6 protein-coding genes and 2 CRISPR repeat arrays are annotated in these 20481 nt (G+C 46.7%); of the genes, 3 read left to right on the top strand and 3 right to left on the bottom strand.

The genetic code is table 11. From position 1 onward, the window contains the following. Nucleotides 1-401 precede the first annotated feature (401 nt). From cas1 (LKK83_RS02040) to cas1 (LKK83_RS02030), 3 genes are all read right to left on the bottom strand, one after another. Nucleotides 402-1397: a CRISPR-associated endonuclease Cas1 gene (cas1, locus tag LKK83_RS02040; protein ID WP_324629112.1), complete on the bottom strand. Its 996-nt coding sequence runs from the start codon at nucleotides 1395-1397 to the stop codon at nucleotides 402-404. Between the two features lie 180 nt (nucleotides 1398-1577). Next, a CRISPR array of direct repeats spans nucleotides 1578-5800; the repeat unit is 35 nt; unit sequence GTTTCAGCACCTTTTCCCTTTAAGAAGGGTCGAAC. 346 nt (nucleotides 5801-6146) lie between these two features. Then, complete coding sequence (locus LKK83_RS02035; protein ID WP_324629111.1) at nucleotides 6147-6401, bottom strand: hypothetical protein; 255 nt, start codon at nucleotides 6399-6401, stop codon at nucleotides 6147-6149. 137 nt (nucleotides 6402-6538) lie between these two features. After that, nucleotides 6539-8545 (bottom strand): CRISPR-associated endonuclease Cas1, encoded by a 2007-nt coding sequence (gene cas1 / locus LKK83_RS02030; protein WP_324629109.1) that lies wholly within the window; start codon nucleotides 8543-8545, stop codon nucleotides 6539-6541. 140 nt (nucleotides 8546-8685) lie between these two features. Here cas1 (LKK83_RS02030) and LKK83_RS02025 point away from each other — a divergent pair, with 140 nt between their 5' ends. The 3 genes from LKK83_RS02025 to LKK83_RS02015 all read left to right on the top strand — a co-directional run. Beyond that, nucleotides 8686-12297, top strand: a complete 3612-nt coding sequence (locus tag LKK83_RS02025; protein ID WP_324629108.1) for a hypothetical protein — start codon at nucleotides 8686-8688, stop codon at nucleotides 12295-12297. A 243-nt stretch (nucleotides 12298-12540) separates the two neighbouring features. Further along, nucleotides 12541-17772: a CRISPR direct-repeat array (repeat unit 35 nt; unit sequence GTTTGACCCTTATTGAAGGGAAAAGGTGCTGAAAC). Nucleotides 17773-17879: 107 nt separating this feature from the next. Continuing rightward, on the top strand, nucleotides 17880-18674 hold the full coding sequence (locus LKK83_RS02020) for a hypothetical protein (RefSeq protein WP_324629107.1): 795 nt from the start codon (nucleotides 17880-17882) through the stop codon (nucleotides 18672-18674). A gap of 134 nt (nucleotides 18675-18808) precedes the next feature. Then, a partial coding sequence (locus LKK83_RS02015) for a GAF domain-containing protein (protein ID WP_324629106.1) occupies nucleotides 18809-20481 on the top strand: 1673 nt, incomplete at its 3' end.

Below are 20481 nucleotides of genomic sequence, written 5' to 3'. Positions count from 1 at the left end.
TGTGGGGTAAGTCTTATAGTCGGTTTTCAACCGACTTCAGCTATGAGGCGGGGACTTGCACTCCCCGCCGGATCGTGGGGTTTACAGAGCTTATTGAGAATGGTGCAAGATCTGAGTTAAAACCGACTGAAATGCTTTTACCGTAACGTTTTCAGCCGGTTTCTAACCGGCTTTAGCTATGAGGCGTGGGTTTAAACGAATGGCGGCCAGATGGTCGGGTGACAAAGGCTTACTGAGAATGGTGCAAGATCTCAGATAAATCCGACTAAAAGGGTTTTAGGAGAATATTTTTAGTCGGTTTTTAACCGACTTTAGCTATTAGGCGTGGGATTAATCCCACGCCGGGTTATCGTTAGGTGTTAGGCTGCCATCGTTTAAACCCTCCCTCCCGCTTGCCAAATTTACACCAGGGAAACGGCTGCTAAATTGGTCACGGTTTGGGGCTGAATTGGGGTTTCACTCATCAGCTTGGGCGTCCATTTCAGCAAGGCGGGACGGTATGGGGTATTGCCCCACAAACAGCGTTGGTAATGCCGGATTTGATGCCAGAGACATTGACGATAGGTTTTATTGCCAGTGGCAACAGTTGCTAGTTGTTGTTCCCAGGTAGTAATAAAATGAATGGCGGGACTGGTTTTGCCGTTACCATTGCTGGAATCCCCCAAGTGAGAGAGGGCAACTTGCAATGTCACGACATCGACTAACACCACACTCCACTCCAGCATCAAATCTCGCACTAATGGCAGGTTGTCTCCATCGCTGCGGTGCAATCCGCCAATATCCGGATGCAGTCCCATTTCCAAAACCATCCCCAGTCCCACCTGTTCTAATAAAGCTTGACCGAGGTGTAACAGATTGTTAACGGCTGCGGGTTTTGAGCCTGCATTCAGCCACAACCACTCGCGCAAGGCGGGATAGTACACTTGATTGATGGCGGCTAAATGGCGACGCAATTGTTCGATGGGGAGGGTGGGAATCTCATCGAGAAACAGTTCGATCGCTTCACAGGCGATTTCGACAGTGGGACAACCGCAGGAAGTGAGAGACAGCAACAATGCCCGACGATTGTGCAAAGTGGCACTCACGATTCGTTCGCTGGTGGATTGCAGGAACTGCGGATCCGACGCAAGTTGCAGTTGTTGGGGCAAATATTTGGCATCGGGTTCCAGGTGAAGGCGTCCTAAATAGCGATCGCCTGCATCGAGAAACAACACCGGCAGAGAATGAGACAAGGCTAATGCGGTTGCCTCACCAGAGAGTTCGCAGCCCTGAAAAACCACGATGTGACTGGTGAGTTTTGCTTGAAGACGATGCTGCAATTGCTGGCGATACCAGACTTCAAACACTTGCCGCTTTGCTTTGAGAATCGAACCGGGTTGGGTTAGATAAATAGGCATTAGGTTCAGCTAAACGCTACATCTCCAGCATTGCAAGGGAGTATTTGAGTTCTTATATGCTTTCTGCGCCTCAGTGTATGAGTTTTTATATGAGTTTGGCGCAGCAGTCATATTGGCTGGGTCAATTTGGAAAAAAGACACTAAAAAAGCAGTCGCGATCGAACTCGACTGCTTTTATTCGTTTCAGCACCTTTTCCCTTTAATAAGGGTCGAACGCGGAGGCTAATCTCCTCGAAGAGTTAGAGGAGCGGCACCTGTTTCAGCACCTTTTCCCTTTAATAAGGGTCGAACCCCAAAATACCTCTTCCCCCCTCCAATTAGGTTACTTGAGTTTCAGCCCCTTTTCCCTTTAAGAAGGGTCGAACTCTGTATCGAATGGACGGAGGGTCCGAATGGACCCTTGTTTCAGCACCTTTTCCCTTTAAGAAGGGTCGAACCCCTCCAACTCCAAGGTTACTTGAAATATTAGTAAAGGTTTCAGCACCTTTTCCCTTTAAGAAGGGTCGAACGATTCGTCCTGGATCCATTTGGCTAGGGCTAGCAAGTTTCAGCACCTTTTCCCTTTAAGAAGGGTCGAACACACCTGTCCGAGGAGGATCGGTGTCCCAGCAATTGCTGGAAAGTTTCAGCACCTTTTCCCTTTAAGAAGGGTCGAACTGCTTGTTTTGGCCTTGGTCTTGGCTACCAGCCGTTTCAGCACCTTTTCCCTTTAAGAAGGGTCGAACTGAATCTCTTGAAGGAATCATGCTACCCAGGGTTAAAGTTTCAGCACCTTTTCCCTTTAAGAAGGGTCGAACCACGAAATAGACCTCCCTCAGCCCCTTTTCGAAGGTTTCAGCACCTTTTCCCTTTAAGAAGGGTCGAACACAGCGATGGGTATGTACGTGCTCAAATATGGTACCAGTTTCAGCACCTTTTCCCTTTAAGAAGGGTCGAACGTTGTAATGCGGTAAGGATCCTGTTTGAAGGACCCGTTTCAGCACCTTTTCCCTTTAAGAAGGGTCGAACTGATGGGGTGAGAGTCGTATTTGAAGGACCCTGTACCAACGTTTCAGCACCTTTTCCCTTTAAGAAGGGTCGAACCCCTAGTGAATTTGGACCAATACCGCATTTAACCATCCAGTTTCAGCACCTTTTCCCTTTAAGAAGGGTCGAACAATTATTTACCACAACATGTGTTGTGGGCGATAACTGTTTCAGCACCTTTTCCCTTTAAGAAGGGTCGAACCAGATCCGGATACGTCAAATACGCCGCTCTTCTTCACGTTTCAGCACCTTTTCCCTTTAAGAAGGGTCGAACTATCTGTTTGACGATCGTCGTTTCAGTCTCAGGACTGCGTTTCAGCACCTTTTCCCTTTAAGAAGGGTCGAACAAACATAGTTTCAGTTTCAGGACTGAAACTGAATCTGGATCTATAGTTTCAGCACCTTTTCCCTTTAAGAAGGGTCGAACCATGTTTTACGGCTGGAACTTCTCATGGAGTGAAACGTTTCAGCACCTTTTCCCTTTAAGAAGGGTCGAACACTTGATTCTAACAGCCCTTTTCCTGTCTTGCTTAACGTTTCAGCACCTTTTCCCTTTAAGAAGGGTCGAACTTTTGACATACCAGTACGATACTGGTAAAAAAAAGCGTTTCAGCACCTTTTCCCTTTAAGAAGGGTCGAACATGTCTACGACACTGTCGTAGGACGGTGGCGTGGAAAGTTTCAGCACCTTTTCCCTTTAAGAAGGGTCGAAGCATTTTAGCAATACAGACCGCGCGAACGTTGAGTGTTTCAGCACCTTTTCCCTTTAAGAAGGGTCGAACTTTTTTCTTGTTGCCGTACCGGTATCAGCGGAACAAGAGTTTCAGCACCTTTTCCCTTTAAGAAGGGTCGAACACCCTCGACACACTTCAGTGTCGAGTGGGTGGAACAGTGTTTCAGCACCTTTTCCCTTTAAGAAGGGTCGAACAGATGGAGTCGGGTATGATGTCCTTTTGGACTTCAAGTTTCAGCACCTTTTCCCTTTAAGAAGGGTCGAACTTTAGTCTTCCAAGGCACCGACAACTCAATCGCGACCGGTTTCAGCACCTTTTCCCTTTAAGAAGGGTCGAACGAGGGCGAATTGACCTAGGTTACGCTGAAACAAGTTTAGGTTTCAGCACCTTTTCCCTTTAAGAAGGGTCGAACATTTCGCTTTTTGGTTCTCGATTTTGCTGAGAGGTAAGAGGTTTCAGCACCTTTTCCCTTTAAGAAGGGTCGAACCTTTATTTTCGTTCATGATGGGATCTAAGATAGACCAGTTAATGTTTCAGCACCTTTTCCCTTTAAGAAGGGTCGAACCGGTTTGTGTCGAGTGGGTAGAAGTAGACTTAGAGTTTCAGCACCTTTTCCCTTTAAGAAGGGTCGAACCTCAGTATTACTGTATCGATCAATATAGGAATCGGTAGTTTCAGCACCTTTTCCCTTTAAGAAGGGTCGAACCATGCCTACTGGTCGGCTCCAAGATCGACCAGCTAGTGTTTCAGCACCTTTTCCCTTTAAGAAGGGTCGAACAAAGGACATGCACATTATGTCCATATCGTTACCAACGGTTTCAGCACCTTTTCCCTTTAAGAAGGGTCGAACCATTTGGTTTTACGTTCGCGATAGCGAGTAAACTGGGTTTCAGCACCTTTTCCCTTTAAGAAGGGTCGAACCACTGTGTTAAAGAAGAAATTCAATGTGTGGAGGTGTGGTTTCAGCACCTTTTCCCTTTAAGAAGGGTCGAACCGTTTTGCTTGGAGAACTTCTGGTTCTGTTGCTAGTTTCAGCACCTTTTCCCTTTAAGAAGGGTCGAACTCTTTTTTTTCCGACTTGGGGGGAAGGGTTGTTGTTCAAGTTTCAGCACCTTTTCCCTTTAAGAAGGGTCGAACTTCTGGCTTCCCCGGTGTCCTAGGGAAATGTCTTTTGTTTCAGCACCTTTTCCCTTTAAGAAGGGTCGAACGACAGCAGTTGCGAAGCAGTCCAGATGACTATTTTCGGTTTCAGCACCTTTTCCCTTTAAGAAGGGTCGAACTTTTGAAAACGAGCACCTATCGATACCAGGGGGAGGACTGTTTCAGCACCTTTTCCCTTTAAGAAGGGTCGAACGGATGGAAAATTCAAGTCTATGCCGGATTTATTATGAGTTTCAGCACCTTTTCCCTTTAAGAAGGGTCGAACGGGTAACTAGTCCCCCTAGGGTAGATTAGTTTTGTTTCAGCACCTTTTCCCTTTAAGAAGGGTCGAACTTCGATTCTTCGTTCGGACAAAGTTTCCGAACAGTAGAGTTTCAGCACCTTTTCCCTTTAAGAAGGGTCGAACAAGTGCCAGGTGCTGTTTATTCAGAAGAACAGTGACGGTTTCAGCACCTTTTCCCTTTAAGAAGGGTCGAACTGGTCAAGTCCTTAATGTGGTAGATGCTACTTATTTCGTTTCAGCACCTTTTCCCTTTAAGAAGGGTCGAACCGTGTCGATGTCGTCGGCGGTATTTTCCTACGGAGGGTTTCAGCACCTTTTCCCTTTAAGAAGGGTCGAACACGGCCGATTCAATTATATTTCGTGGTGGGCTGTGGTGTTTCAGCACCTTTTCCCTTTAAGAAGGGTCGAACGATTCATCATTCGGACAACGTTTCCGGACGATGGAAATGTTTCAGCACCTTTTCCCTTTAAGAAGGGTCGAACCACTGCGCAACCATCCGGGGGATCAGTCTCCCAGTGGTTGTTTCAGCACCTTTTCCCTTTAAGAAGGGTCGAACAATGCAAGGTGCTCTGCGCCCCAATCTGCACCCAATGTTTCAGCACCTTTTCCCTTTAAGAAGGGTCGAACTTGGAATCGTAACCCAAATACTCCCCGCCTCTTATCCGTTTCAGCACCTTTTCCCTTTAAGAAGGGTCGAACAACTGTTGTTCAACGACGACGGAGCTCGCCGATTTGTTTCAGCACCTTTTCCCTTTAAGAAGGGTCGAACCGGTGCTGTGGTGGTGTGTTCCAACTTCAAGGAAGAGTTTCAGCACCTTTTCCCTTTAAGAAGGGTCGAACTCGCGGTCGCTATCGGTGTGGTGGTGTGTTCCACCAAGTTTCAGCACCTTTTCCCTTTAAGAAGGGTCGAACCGGGCAATACCCTGCTGTTCTTATCACAGCGGAAGTGTTTCAGCACCTTTTCCCTTTAAGAAGGGTCGAACGTTGGGGTTCAAGAAGCAGCAATCGTAGTAGAAGACCGTGTTTCAGCACCTTTTCCCTTTAAGAAGGGTCGAACACTCCCTTGACTGTAATGGCGACGGAGTAGCCGATTGTGTTTCAGCACCTTTTCCCTTTAAGAAGGGTCGAACATTACGGGCGTCGCGAGCGTCGCGAGCGTCGCGGTTTCAGCACCTTTTCCCTTTAAGAAGGGTCGAACCCTTGAGTTTTGAAACTCAAGCGCTGAGCCAATTCTACACCCATCCATCTGAGGGGGTCAAGGTTTTGTAGCAACACGGGTCTCATTTTCGCCTCAAATCACGGAAAATCGTGGTCTGAAACCCTCTGGTAGAGGGCTATCTGAGGGGGGTAACGACAGAATCAGGGTTTCAGCACTTCCCTACCCCCCTCAGATGCTTATCAGTCAGTCTCTAATGATAAGGTGGACTAATAGAACTAGAGCGGGTTTGCCGGTGGTTATGGAAGGGAACAGGGGGAGAAGGATGAAGGATGAAGGATGAAGAATCAACAATCAACCATCAACTCAGGATAAATGACACATAAACTTAAGCCTCCGTTAAATATTTTAGCATTCTTTTGCCTTTGCTTTTCGTAATCTGGTAGTGGGACTTGCCGCGTTTGTTGCGAAAGGAGATGGCAATAAATCCTTCGTCAATCAAACCGGCCAAATGATGTTTGATGCGTGAAAGCTCACCGCCTCGGGCGCAACTCTGGGCGCAAAGTTGTGCTGAGGTAATTCCCGGTTGTCTCGCGACTGCTAAAAATAGCGATCGCCTCGTTCCTGTTAGGGGTTTGGGCATGAAGAACGGGAAACGGGTATTAAGGATGAAGGATGAAGGATGAAGGATGAAGGGTTAATAAAAATAATCAACCATCAACAATCAACCATCAACAATCAACCATCAACAATCAACCATCAACAATCAACCATCACCCCTTACAACTTCCACAACATCGGACGATACACCTCAACTTCCCCTACCAAACAGGCAATATATTCCCGCACTTGCAACTCGATACAGCGTTTCAAACTGACTTTATAAGCCGTGTGAGGATGGGTGATTTCCGACAGCAACTTATCCTCCCAATGCTTCAAATATTTCTTGAGTGCATGAGGTTGCAAATAAACCCCATTGCGTTCGTCCGGTGGGGTAAAATCATCGGGAGTCAAAATCTGGGAATTCACCAAATACGCCACCAAAGAATCCACAATTTGAGCGCGAAACTCCTCCATCAAATCCGAGACTAATGCCGGATGATTGTCCCGAGGCACGTGCAAATTCCCAAAGTGCGGATGCAGTCCGGCTAAATTCACAAAAGAATGCACATTTTGACTCAGCAACGTATAGCCGAGACTCATCATGCTATTCACCGGATCGGTGGGGGGACGTTTGGTGCGTTTGTTAAAGGCAAAGGGGCCGGTAAATAGTGAACCCAATCCTTGAAAATAGGCAGCAGCGGCTTTTCCTTCATACCCGCGCAAGGCATCCATCGATTCGGCTAACGAGAGTTTATTCATGCAACTGGCAAGCATTTCCAAAGCAATGAACGCCTCATCGGTTTGGCGACGGCGATTCAGTTTCAACAACAATGCCCGGGAATTGTGCAATTTTGCCGCGACGATCGCCTCCGCTTGCATCCGCGTAAATTCCGGATCCAAACTGCGTTGCACTTGCTGAATCAAATACTCGACTTTGGCATGACTTTCCGAGTACAATCGTCCAAAATAACGCCCCTTTTGCGATAAATACATCACGGGAATGCGACGGCGCAAGGCCAAAGAAACGGCACCGTGTGACATATTGCAACAGCCGAACAAGACGATATGACTGACGCGATTGGCGGGAACTTTGACCCGCAGTTCCCGATTGGAAAACACTTGAAATTGCTGGTTTTTGACGCTTAAATAAGCGCCTTGGTCGGTGATGTATAAAGTGGTCATGGTATCACTCCACAAATGTTGCGGATGGGCAATGGGAAAGTGGATCGATTTGAGACTGCACGCCAGGGGAGGACGAGAAACGCGCACTCGCTTGCGTTGTGCGGGACGCCGAGAGGGAACGCCAGAGGCAGATAGCACCCATTCACTGCTGTCTCGTTTGGGGGGTGGTGGGGGTGCATAGACCTCACCTTTGACAAACCGATAGCCGAGAAAGGTAAACTCTTCTTCGGGACTGTAGATGCGGGTTTTTTCCAGTTGCAAGGTGAGATAGCACTCGCCCAACCAGTCCCGCACTCGTTCTAAGGCGCGGTGTGCTTGGATGGAATCTGGGGTGGCGATCGCAAAATCATCCCCGTAGCGCACCAGATTGAATCCCTGTGCCAAACATCGCCGGTCAAACTCGGTGAGATACAAGTTGGCTAAAGCACCAGACAAAATCGCCCCCTGCAACACCCCTTTGCCAAAGTTGCGATACTGTCCCCGAATCACAATCCCCGCGCCGATTTGCTGTTCGAGCAATTGCAACAAAATCGGTTCTAATTGCAATTCTTCAATGTGAGTCAGCAACAGCGCCCAGCAAAGATTATCGAAGAATTGGGCAATATCGGCTTTGAGTACCCAACAGGGTTGAAACTGGTAGTAGGAATACAGATGCCGCACTGCCATCTGGATACCGCGCCCCGGTCGATAGGCGTAGCTACAATCGAGTAGGGTGTCTTCCAGGGGCCAGTAGAGTTCTTCCAGCAACAATCGCTGTACGATGCGGTCAGATACGGTGGGTATGCCGATTAAGCGTTTGCCACCGGATGCCTTGGGTAAGTGAAAGCCCAAAGCGGGTTTGGCGAGATAGGTTTCGCGAGTAAGATGCTGTTGGAGTTGCTGCAACTGCGCCTCCAGATTGTCAGCAAACCCATCAACGGTAATGCGATCGACCCCTGCCATTCGGGATCCTCGGCGCACTTGTTGCCAAGCTGCTTTCAGCAAGTTGTCGGTAAATTCCATAAGCAAGGAAAGAAATGGCTTGCATTTCCATCGTGGCAAGGGCTTATTTGAGTTCGCGTATGAGTATGGGGGGAGAGTGTATGATTTTTTATATGAGTTTGGAGTAAAATCGAAAAAATCAATATTCACAGGAGGTTGAGATGTCGCCTCGATCGCTGGTTGCGTCTGAAGAGGGTCTCAAAAAAGCCGAACGAGCTTTACAACGGCATAATTTGACGAAAACCGCGATCGCCAAGGAATTAGCGATCGCATCTTGGACGACAGTGAGCAAATTTTTCAATTGCAAACCCGTCGATCGCCCCTATTTCCAAGAAATCTGTCGGGCGTTGGATCTCGATTGGCAGGAAATTGCTGGAATTCCTTCGGAAAGTCATGAACCCGAACCGGATTCACCCCCAGTGGAAAGCATTATCGAAGAAGCGTTTGCCAAAGCAACACCGGCGACGGCTCAACTTGAAACCGTCACCCGCAATGCCTCGAGAACCCGCAAAGCCCTCGAACCCTATATTTTACCGGCGATTCGTCGGGAAGCATTGCTCGACAAATGCTTGAGTCAGATTGCGATCGGACTTGCGGGAAAACAGCGGGTGGTGCCGATTTTGGGGGCGGCAGGATATGGGAAAAGTACCCTTTTGGGCACGCTGTATGACGAGTTGCTGACTCAGAATCATGCCGGTTGGATTGCCTTAGTGCGCTGTGACGATTTAATCGGAGGAAGCGATCGCTTTCCGGAAGAAGTGGGGGAAAAAGTCAGCGATTCCCCCCTCTCCATCGTCGCCGTCGCCCAACAACTCACCGCACAACGGGGACGCGGGGTGTTATTGCTCGATACTTTAGATATTATTCTCACTAAACCCCTCGTACCGGTATTGCGTCTCACTCTCTCCCAACTGCTCGAATCCGGCACCACAGTCGCCTTTACCTGTCGCGATAGCGATTATGCCGACTTTTTTGAACCCTATCACGAAAGTTTTGCCGGGTTCCGGGAAAGCGTGTATGACGGCTGCAAAATCGCTGAATTCGATCGCGAAGAAGTGGCAACAGCGGCTCGCACTTATGCCGCTCTCAAACCGGAATATCCCACCCCTGAGAGTCAAATCAGCTTTGCCAGCCGCATTTTAGACCTATCTGCCGATCGCGTTTCTTTAGCAGAAATTGTGGGCAATCCCCTGCTGTTGGCGCTGTTGTGCGAACTGTTTGCCGAAGCGCAAGTCGTCCCGGAAGATTTGACCGTCAGCCAACTTTACGACATCTATTGGACGTGGAAAATTTCTAAAGTCCGGCATCAACAGCAATCTCCGCGCATTGGCAAAAGTAAGGAAAAATTATGCTTATTTTTAGCCGAAACTTTATATCAAAATTCCGAAGAACGGTTGCGCGATTTTATCTATGAAACTCAGTTTGACCTCAGCAACGAAACCGATTTTGCCGCCTACACTGCCTTGCGTAGCGATGGGGTGTTGAAAGAGTTTGGCAACCATCGCATCGGTTTTTTCCATCAAACGTTCCTGGAATATGCGATCGCTCGTTGGTTAAATGCTACCGAATCCGGCGAACGAACTCAAGCCCACATCCGCCGTCAGTTTCGCGCCAATTCTCCGGAAATTCGTCATTATTTATGGCCGATATTTCGTCAGTTGCTAACCTTGGTTGCTTTAGAAGAATTTTATCGGATTTGCACCGAACTGGATAAACAACAATTGCTCCCCTTTCGTGCCATTGCTTTTGCTGCCGTATCCCGCACGGAACCGGAATCGGCATCGGTACTGCTGCAACTGTTTGACATTGCTAAAACTGGCGATTATGCGTTTCTGGAAGCGTTGTTAATTGCGGCCAATTCTGCCCCGATTCGACATAGCAATCCGGTGTGGGAGGTGGTGGTGCGATCGCTCTCTCATGCGGGGAAAGAATTGATTAACAAAACCATTGAAGTGGCTGCGGGTTGGATTGCTCGTTCCGAGGCGGGAAGTCAGCGATTTCGCGATGCCATTTCTGCCTTAGATGCCAGTGCATTAACTGATACGCGATTGGGTCATACTCTGTGGGGAAAGTTCCTGGGAGAATACTATCGCAGCGTTCGCAATTCGGGGAAGTCGCTGGATTTGCCGGTGTTAGAAATTCTCAAACAACAGTATAGCGCATTTGGCAGTCACGTGCGGGCGATCGCCATCGATTTGTACTTGACTCCTGGAGTGCCTACTCAAGTGCAGCGCGATTTTTTACTAACCATTTTGGAGATTCCTCCGGCGAATAATTCTTTTGTGGAAAAGGAGAATGCGGTGACTTTGCTGTTGCACCTGTTACCGGATTTAATCGCCGATGGAAATTCCCCGTTTGGCAATTCTTGGTTTAGCGTATTGGATGCGGAGTTACAACCGGAATGGGTGGGAGTTTGTGCAGTGGTTGTGGGACAAAAAGCAGCCAGGGATCCGGAATTGGTGGAAGCGATCGCTCGGGCTTTGTTTGAGGAACCGCCCCCCAATGCCTCAAAATCTTTTAACCGCAGCAGCGCGATCGCTTTGCAAGAAGCGATTCAATCCGGGGGCGCTGACACTGTGGCATCCGCACTGGTAAAGCGGGATATCCTTCAAATTGCTGAAAATCGCATTTCTACCTTGGCAATGATGGTGAGACAGTTGGGGAAACAAGGGTGGGAAACGACGGCAAAGGATGAAGAATGGGCGGTGAAATTGGGAGAATGGATTCAGCCGGTGATTGATTCTCATCCGGTAGAATGGATTGGGGCGCTGGATGCTTTGGCGGTGCGATCGCCTGGGGTGCAAACCCAATTGTCAGAAGTGCTGCAACGCGCGATCGCTTCCCTAAAACCGAAAAAAATCAACTTAATTCTCAAAAAACTGGCGTACATTCCCCCGGCGATCGTCCCTTATTTGCAACAAAACCGTCAATCGAAAGAATGTCGCATAGCGTTATTAAAATTAGCCCAGCAAGAAGCTGAGGCGGGGTCATCGGAAGCGGTGACGGAAATTATCGCTGCTTGTGCCGATGTTTCTCAAGATGTTGCTAAGGATGCGTCAGGGATGCTGTGGGAATTAGCCCGTCAACAACAAGCGATCGCGGTTGAATCGTTGTTGCCTATTTTAGCCAATTCTCGGATAATTGGGGTTCGACAAAATTGCTTTCAGGCGATTTTGGAACGGGTGAATGCCAAGGTGGTGAGTCCCGCACAAATCGTCACTGTATTTGAGGCGATCGCCACCGAAACTGCACCGGAAATTTTGCAACTGGCGTACAAACTGACGACGGCGGCAATTTGGAACCACCCTTCTGGGGAACGGATGCTAGAATTGCCCATTGCCAATGCTGCATTTGCCTTAACCCGGAGGATTGTGGGTCATGTGCCTCAGAAAACCATAGATGCGATCGGCAATATTGCTATGATTACTTTTAACCAGATGGTGTTGCTGGAAGAACGCCAGTTGATTCCCGAACTGACGGAATGCACCCGATTGTTATTTCGCTCGGTGGATATTGCTGGAAAAATTGATAAACTGGTAGTGACGGGTTTGCTGAGTCATCTAGCCAAATTCGATTCCGAGTTATTGTCAGCGATTATCACCGAAGATTGGACGAGGGACAATAAGATATTACCGATTGCCAATCAACAAGCTTTAGTAGTTGCCATCTCTAACAATGAAGGTAAGATGTCTCCCTTACTCGATCGCCTGTTAGCGGATCCTTCCGTTCCCGAAGAAACCAAAACTCGCATCCTGCGCGATCGCAATCTCTAGCCCGGTCAGTTATTAGCTGGTCTTATCAGTTTCTTGGGATTGATAAGCATCTGAGGGGGGTAGGCAACCTCTGAAACCCGCATTCTATCGTGACCCCCCTCAGATAAGCCTCTGGGACTGGGTTTCAGCCGACGATTTTCCGTGATTTTTGACAAAAATGACCACTCTGTTGCTACAAAACCTTGACCCCCTCAGATCGATGGGTGTAGAATTGGCTCTATACCCGAGTCTCAGGACTCAAGGGTTTGACCCTTATTGAAGGGAAAAGGTGCTGAAACTTCTTCCTTGTCTTCCTTCACCATGTCCGTGAAGGCGATGAGTTTGACCCTTATTGAAGGGAAAAGGTGCTGAAACATTTCACATTCTTCCTTGTCTTCTTCCTTGAAGTAGTTGGTGGAAGTTTGACCCTTATTGAAGGGAAAAGGTGCTGAAACAGGTCATCTCCTGCTGGTTGAACCAGCCGGTACTTGTTTGACCCTTATTGAAGGGAAAAGGTGCTGAAACTATTGCCCGGACGGACCATATGCCCGCCGATGAAAGTTTGACCCTTATTGAAGGGAAAAGGTGCTGAAACTCGACCCACTCTACGCATACTGGTGCGCAGAGGGTTTGACCCTTATTGAAGGGAAAAGGTGCTGAAACAAAATTATCTCCTACCATGCATAGGGTGGAGTTTGACCCTTATTGAAGGGAAAAGGTGCTGAAACTCTAGCCACTGTCGTAGCCCCTCGTATTCTGACAAGTGTTTGACCCTTATTGAAGGGAAAAGGTGCTGAAACATTATGGTACGGAATTCTTCTCCGCTATGTCGATCGAAGCGTTTGACCCTTATTGAAGGGAAAAGGTGCTGAAACGTTGAAACTAATCTACCCTAGTGGGACTGGGGGACTGTTTGACCCTTATTGAAGGGAAAAGGTGCTGAAACGACAATAGCCCACCAGCTAATGTAGTTAAACCGCCCGTTTGACCCTTATTGAAGGGAAAAGGTGCTGAAACTGTTCCACCACCGACCCATCTGGGTGGTGGACAACAGGTTTGACCCTTATTGAAGGGAAAAGGTGCTGAAACTAGTTGGATCTCTTGGATCTCAGGGATGCTTGGGTGGCAGTTTGACCCTTATTGAAGGGAAAAGGTGCTGAAACTCCTCCGGTCCTTACGGTCGCGAATATCAGAAATTTTTGAGTTTGACCCTTATTGAAGGGAAAAGGTGCTGAAACCTTACGGTGGCTGTTATCAAAAATTTCTGATACTCGTTTGACCCTTATTGAAGGGAAAAGGTGCTGAAACTATACTGAGCCTGAAAGCCATTGAGAATCCACTCAAGTTTGACCCTTATTGAAGGGAAAAGGTGCTGAAACCATATATCTATCTCCTGGTTCCGGTGAGGAACGCAGAGTTTGACCCTTATTGAAGGGAAAAGGTGCTGAAACCCTGGGCATACTCGCCCTCACCCTCATGGAGAAAAGTTTGACCCTTATTGAAGGGAAAAGGTGCTGAAACAGTTCCAAGGGCCCATACAATAAGCCCAACGAAAGCAATAGTTTGACCCTTATTGAAGGGAAAAGGTGCTGAAACAGCATCGCAATGCCAATAGCGTGTGCAACTGTAATCGTTTGACCCTTATTGAAGGGAAAAGGTGCTGAAACCCCTGCTCTATAGCAGGGTTTTGGTTTGCTATAGCCGGTTTGACCCTTATTGAAGGGAAAAGGTGCTGAAACTACGCAGTGGTATGGGTTCGGGGAGTTCCGTCCGCGAAAAAGTTTGACCCTTATTGAAGGGAAAAGGTGCTGAAACTTGTGGGCAAATCAAAATCTGTCACTTCAATTAGCACGGTGTTTGACCCTTATTGAAGGGAAAAGGTGCTGAAACTTTTAAATAATGGCGAAAGCCATGGAATGATATCCTGTTTGACCCTTATTGAAGGGAAAAGGTGCTGAAACTTAATTCCATGAATTGACGGGGGGTTCGTCAAAATGGTTTGACCCTTATTGAAGGGAAAAGGTGCTGAAACGCATGATTTTCCACGTTTGTTCCACTGGAAGACCAGTTTGACCCTTATTGAAGGGAAAAGGTGCTGAAACGTACGACATACGATCCCGAGATTATGCGTGTAAACGGTTTGACCCTTATTGAAGGGAAAAGGTGCTGAAACACTATGTAAGCAGACTCTAGACGAGTCTCGTTTGGAAGTTTGACCCTTATTGAAGGGAAAAGGTGCTGAAACTCTTGGGTGTTTTGAAATGGCCATCGCCCTGAAACGTTTGACCCTTATTGAAGGGAAAAGGTGCTGAAACCAGGAATAAATCCCGACCTTCACCCCCTACGAATTGTTTGACCCTTATTGAAGGGAAAAGGTGCTGAAACTACATGTCCTTGCCCCTTATCAAAGTGGACAATAGTGTTTGACCCTTATTGAAGGGAAAAGGTGCTGAAACTTGTGAGCTGTTGCTCCGATCGCGGAGCAACTGTGGTTTGACCCTTATTGAAGGGAAAAGGTGCTGAAACTAATACACCCCATACAGGGGCGAACTATCGAACTGGTTTGACCCTTATTGAAGGGAAAAGGTGCTGAAACCAGGAAGAGGAGGAGGGAACTATTCCCTCCTTTGTAATAGTTTGACCCTTATTGAAGGGAAAAGGTGCTGAAACAAGAGTAGATTAGAGTGGTAGGCTCCTTTGTAATAGTTTGACCCTTATTGAAGGGAAAAGGTGCTGAAACTTTAGACTAGTTGGGTGCTGGATAGCACCCATGTTCGTTTGACCCTTATTGAAGGGAAAAGGTGCTGAAACGTAATAGAGGTGCTGGACATGGATACTATATAGGGTTTGACCCTTATTGAAGGGAAAAGGTGCTGAAACTCTAGCAAAATTTTGATTTGAAGCCCATCGCCATAAAGTTTGACCCTTATTGAAGGGAAAAGGTGCTGAAACGATTTATCATCCGCAAAATTGGGCTCTTGAAAATTTTGTTTGACCCTTATTGAAGGGAAAAGGTGCTGAAACATTCATATGTGGATGCATAGCGAACAACTAGTGCAAACTGTTTGACCCTTATTGAAGGGAAAAGGTGCTGAAACAACAAGAATGGTATTTAAACTCTTATCCTCTTCGTACCGTTTGACCCTTATTGAAGGGAAAAGGTGCTGAAACTTGCCGCTTGCTCCGAAAGAAACAGACCGAAACTGTTTGACCCTTATTGAAGGGAAAAGGTGCTGAAACTATCCATGAAAATCTGACCAATTATGACCACATTGCTCCATTTGTTTGACCCTTATTGAAGGGAAAAGGTGCTGAAACTAGTCAAGAACTATGCTTAAGCTTGAAAAATTTCCTACCGTTTGACCCTTATTGAAGGGAAAAGGTGCTGAAACAGTCGTACCAATACGAATACCCTTTTTCTAAAAGGGGTTTGACCCTTATTGAAGGGAAAAGGTGCTGAAACAAAATATCGAAGAAAATCCATTTTTGACTTTGCAAGTGTTTGACCCTTATTGAAGGGAAAAGGTGCTGAAACGACGGACGATTGAGGAAAGTCATTTTTCTTTCCGAGAGTTTGACCCTTATTGAAGGGAAAAGGTGCTGAAACAGGGTAGCACTGTTTCATTATGCTATCCATTGCTCTCGTTTGACCCTTATTGAAGGGAAAAGGTGCTGAAACTGTGGGGGCGTTTAAATTAATCCGCTCCCGCTCCTCGTTTGACCCTTATTGAAGGGAAAAGGTGCTGAAACCCCAGACCACCCAGGCGACATTTTCGCCACAGAATAGTTTGACCCTTATTGAAGGGAAAAGGTGCTGAAACTCTTTACAACTTGATCCCCTTGACCTGTAAATTCTAGTTTGACCCTTATTGAAGGGAAAAGGTGCTGAAACATGAATATAGACTGGCCTTCATAACTTGCGATATAGGTGTTTGACCCTTATTGAAGGGAAAAGGTGCTGAAACCTAGGCCCCATTGCTGGGCTATTCGGTCAATCAGTTGTTGTTTGACCCTTATTGAAGGGAAAAGGTGCTGAAACCATAAAATGTATCATTTCCTTTGTTTCCAAAGGAGATGTTTGACCCTTATTGAAGGGAAAAGGTGCTGAAACAAATGAGAAACAACCCACCCGAGGGTTAGGGTTACAGCTGGTTTGACCCTTATTGAAGGGAAAAGGTGCTGAAACTACTAGCCCCTGGTGATTGTCGTTGTTGACTATTTGTTTGACCCTTATTGAAGGGAAAAGGTGCTGAAACATCCTCCGTCGATGGCGGTACGAACCCCTGGTATTGGTTTGACCCTTATTGAAGGGAAAAGGTGCTGAAACTTTCCCAAAAAATTTGGAAAGAGTAACCTTCTTTTTGCAATGCGTTTGACCCTTATTGAAGGGAAAAGGTGCTGAAACCCCCAATAAGCAAGGAAGTAAAACTTCCCTGCCCATGGAGTTTGACCCTTATTGAAGGGAAAAGGTGCTGAAACATTCGCCCGGCCAACTTAGCCGTTCATTTTTGAAATGTTTGACCCTTATTGAAGGGAAAAGGTGCTGAAACAAAAACATCATCGCCTTCTAAGCCGAGGAGGGCTTTATGTTTGACCCTTATTGAAGGGAAAAGGTGCTGAAACCAACTTTGTCTTCGTACACTACCCAGGCAACAACCTCGTTTGACCCTTATTGAAGGGAAAAGGTGCTGAAACAGCAGCTTTCTAGTCCCGCGTCCATATGACGCAAAAGTTTGACCCTTATTGAAGGGAAAAGGTGCTGAAACTTCCAGTAATCGCCCGGGTAGTGCCCGCATTGCGAGATTGTTTGACCCTTATTGAAGGGAAAAGGTGCTGAAACTAGGAGTTTCCGCGGAAACGTCCCACTTCTGTATCGTGTTTGACCCTTATTGAAGGGAAAAGGTGCTGAAACTCATCCCATTCGTCTTCCCATGGGTGGGAAAAATAGGTTTGACCCTTATTGAAGGGAAAAGGTGCTGAAACCCTTCGTTTACAATCATAAACATAAGGCCGTTTTCAAGGCGTTTGACCCTTATTGAAGGGAAAAGGTGCTGAAACAAGTTGTGCTTTTGCAGGTGCAGGGGTTGAAAAGAAGTTTGACCCTTATTGAAGGGAAAAGGTGCTGAAACCGAAAGGGTTAGGCAGGTTAAGAATTTCTTTTGGGGTTAGGTGTTTGACCCTTATTGAAGGGAAAAGGTGCTGAAACTAGTCGAAAGAGTCAAGGAAAAGGTCGTAAAAAAGGGTTTGACCCTTATTGAAGGGAAAAGGTGCTGAAACCCAGGGAATCACCCGGACGACACCTTCGCCCTCGTATTTGTTTGACCCTTATTGAAGGGAAAAGGTGCTGAAACGAGTGCGTACCTTTGCGGTAATAATATACACCGTAAAGAGTTTGACCCTTATTGAAGGGAAAAGGTGCTGAAACTTCGCGCGCCGCTAATAAATTTAGCGCCGATTTGGTGTTTGACCCTTATTGAAGGGAAAAGGTGCTGAAACTTCAGCATAATTCCAGTTATTACGGATTCGAGATTGTCAACCAACTAAATTTTGCTACAGAATTAATTTCCGCACCAGAGGCGCGGGAAGAACTGGCAGAATTGAACTTGCGGGCGGGGAAAAAAGCCAAAGCGTCAGCCGCCTACGAAGCTGCTTTTAAATACTTGCAAGTAGGGAGAGAACTGTTCGGCGATCGCACTTGGGAAACGCACTACGAATTGACCCTTTCCCTGTATGTAGAAGCCGCCGAAGCTGCCTATGTCTGCGGCGAGTTTGAAGCAATGGAGCGGTACGTGCAAGGGGTGTTACAGCAAGCAAAGCACCTGTTGGATAAAGTCAAAATATATGAGATAAAAATTCAAGGTTGCATGGCTCAAAACCAGCCTCGAGAAGCAGTGAAAACCGCTTTATCGGTGCTGAAGCTATTGGGAATCAATTTTCCTCAAAAGCCTACGCAATTGCAGATTGGGTTAACTCTCCTAAAAACCAAGCTTTTGTTAGCCCAAAAGCGCATCGAAACCTTAGAGAATTTACCGCCAATGCGCGATGCATTTCATCAAGCCGCAATGCGAATCTTGGTCAGTTTGTTTTCTGCTGCTTATGTCAGCGTTCCCGAACTATTACTGCCTTCAATTTGTAAAATGATTGATTTATCGGTCAAACATGGGAATGCGGCTGAATCTGCCTTTGGCTATGTTTGTTATGGGGTAATTTTATGTGGCGTTGTCGGAGATATTGAGGCGGGATATACGATGGGCAAATTGGGGGTTGAATTAGCGGACAAAAATACTGCAAAAGAAATTCAAGCTAAAACCTTAATTAATGGAGCAATGTTCGTGAATTTCTGGAAACCCCCTCTGATTGATACTTTAACTGATTTTAAAAAAAGCTATCAAATTTAGAAGTAATTAAAGGTTTGATAGGTTTCCCAATGTTTTACTTTTACGCTGCTCTTACGCAATTGGCAGTATGTAGTACCGTTCCCAAACTAGAAAAAAAGCGCATGTTGCAGAAAGTGCTAAACAACCAGAAAAAAATGAAAAAGTGGGCGCATCATGCGCCGATGAACTTTTTGCATAAATATTATCTGGTGGAAGCGGAACGAAATCGGGTTGTTGGCAAAGAGATTAAAGCCATGAACCAGTACGATCGCGCCATTGAACTTGCCAAAGAAAATCAGTACCTCAACGACGAAGCGTTAGCCAACGAACTCGCCGCCAAATTTTACCTCGCCAAAGGCAAAATCAAAATTGCCCAAACCTATATGCAAGAAGCGCGCTATTGCTATTTAAAATGGGGCGCAACGGCAAAAGTCAAGCATTTAGAAGAAACCTATCCGCAACTCTTTCAAATTATCGCTCAGAATCCGGCGGGCAATTCCCAAGTACAATCCAGCCATTTGCCCACCACAACTGATAGCGGAAAAGCCCTGGATGTCACCAGCGTATTAAAAGCCTCTCAAGCGATTTCTGGCGAAATAATCTTAGAAAAATCCCTGGCTAAATTAATGAAAATTATGATAGAAAATGCCGGGGCACAAAAGGGAGTGTTGATTTTAGAAAAAGCGGGAAAATTGTTTATCGAAGCAGCGGGCAGCGTAGAGTCGGATGAATTTACCGTGTTGCAATCGCTTCCCCTAGAAAATAACCTGCCCGTTTCCCTGGTGAATTATGTGGCGCGCGCCCGAGAAACCGTGGTACTCGATGAGGCGTATCGGGAACAATGGTTTAACCAAGACCCTTATATTTCGGCAAATCAAACTCAATCGATTTTTTGCGTTCCGTTAATCAATCAAGGGAAGCTAATTAGTATTGTTTACTTGGAAAATAACCTCACCGTAGGAGCATTTACGGAAGAACGAAGAAAGGTTATCACTTTGTTGTCGGCTCAAGCGGCAATTTCGATTGAAAATGCCAAACTGTATAGTGAATTGCGGGAGAATGAAAGCCGCTTGATGCAGTTTCTCGAAGCAGTTCCGGTGGGGATTTTGGTGCTCGATCGCACCGGAACTCCGTATTATGCCAATCACGCCGCCCAGCAGATGTTTGGCAAAGGCATTGAATCGGTAGCGCCGGATAAATTAACTGAAGTTTATCGCCTGTACTGCACCAACAGCGATCGCCTCTATCCCACGGATCGATTATCCAGCGTGCAAGCTTTGCGGGGGTTATCTAGTATGGCAAATAATCTGGAAATTCATCGCGGCGATCGCATTATCCCCATCGAAAGTTGGGGAACGCCGATTTTTGACGAACAAGGGAATGTGGTGTATGCGATCGCTGCCTTTCAGGATATCACAGACCGCAAAAAAGCGGAAGCCGAACGCCTAAAACTCACCAACGATTTGCTACAGCTTAACGCCGCCTACTCGCGCTTTGTTCCCCGACAATTTCTGCAATTTCTCAACAAAAATAGTATCGTCGATGTGCAACTGGGCAATCATGTAGAACGAGAAATGTCCGTGCTGTTTTCCGACATTCGCTCCTTCACTACCTTATCAGAAAGCATGAACCCGCAAGACAATTTTAAATTTATCAATTCCTATTTGCGGCGTATGGAACCGGCGATTCTGCTCAACAATGGCTTTATCGACAAATACATTGGCGATGCGATTATGGCCCTATTTGGCGAAAGCAAATTGTCACTACGAACCGGGGGATTGAAATCGCGGCTACACAGGCAAAGTCCACCTTCGTGGACTTATTCTTT

It is taken from the genome of Phormidium sp. CCY1219, assembly GCF_035615515.1.
GTDB lineage: Bacteria > Cyanobacteriota > Cyanobacteriia > Cyanobacteriales > Laspinemataceae > CCY1219.
Note: the sequence above shows the minus strand (reverse complement) of the source record. Positions and strands in the feature narration are given on the sequence as shown.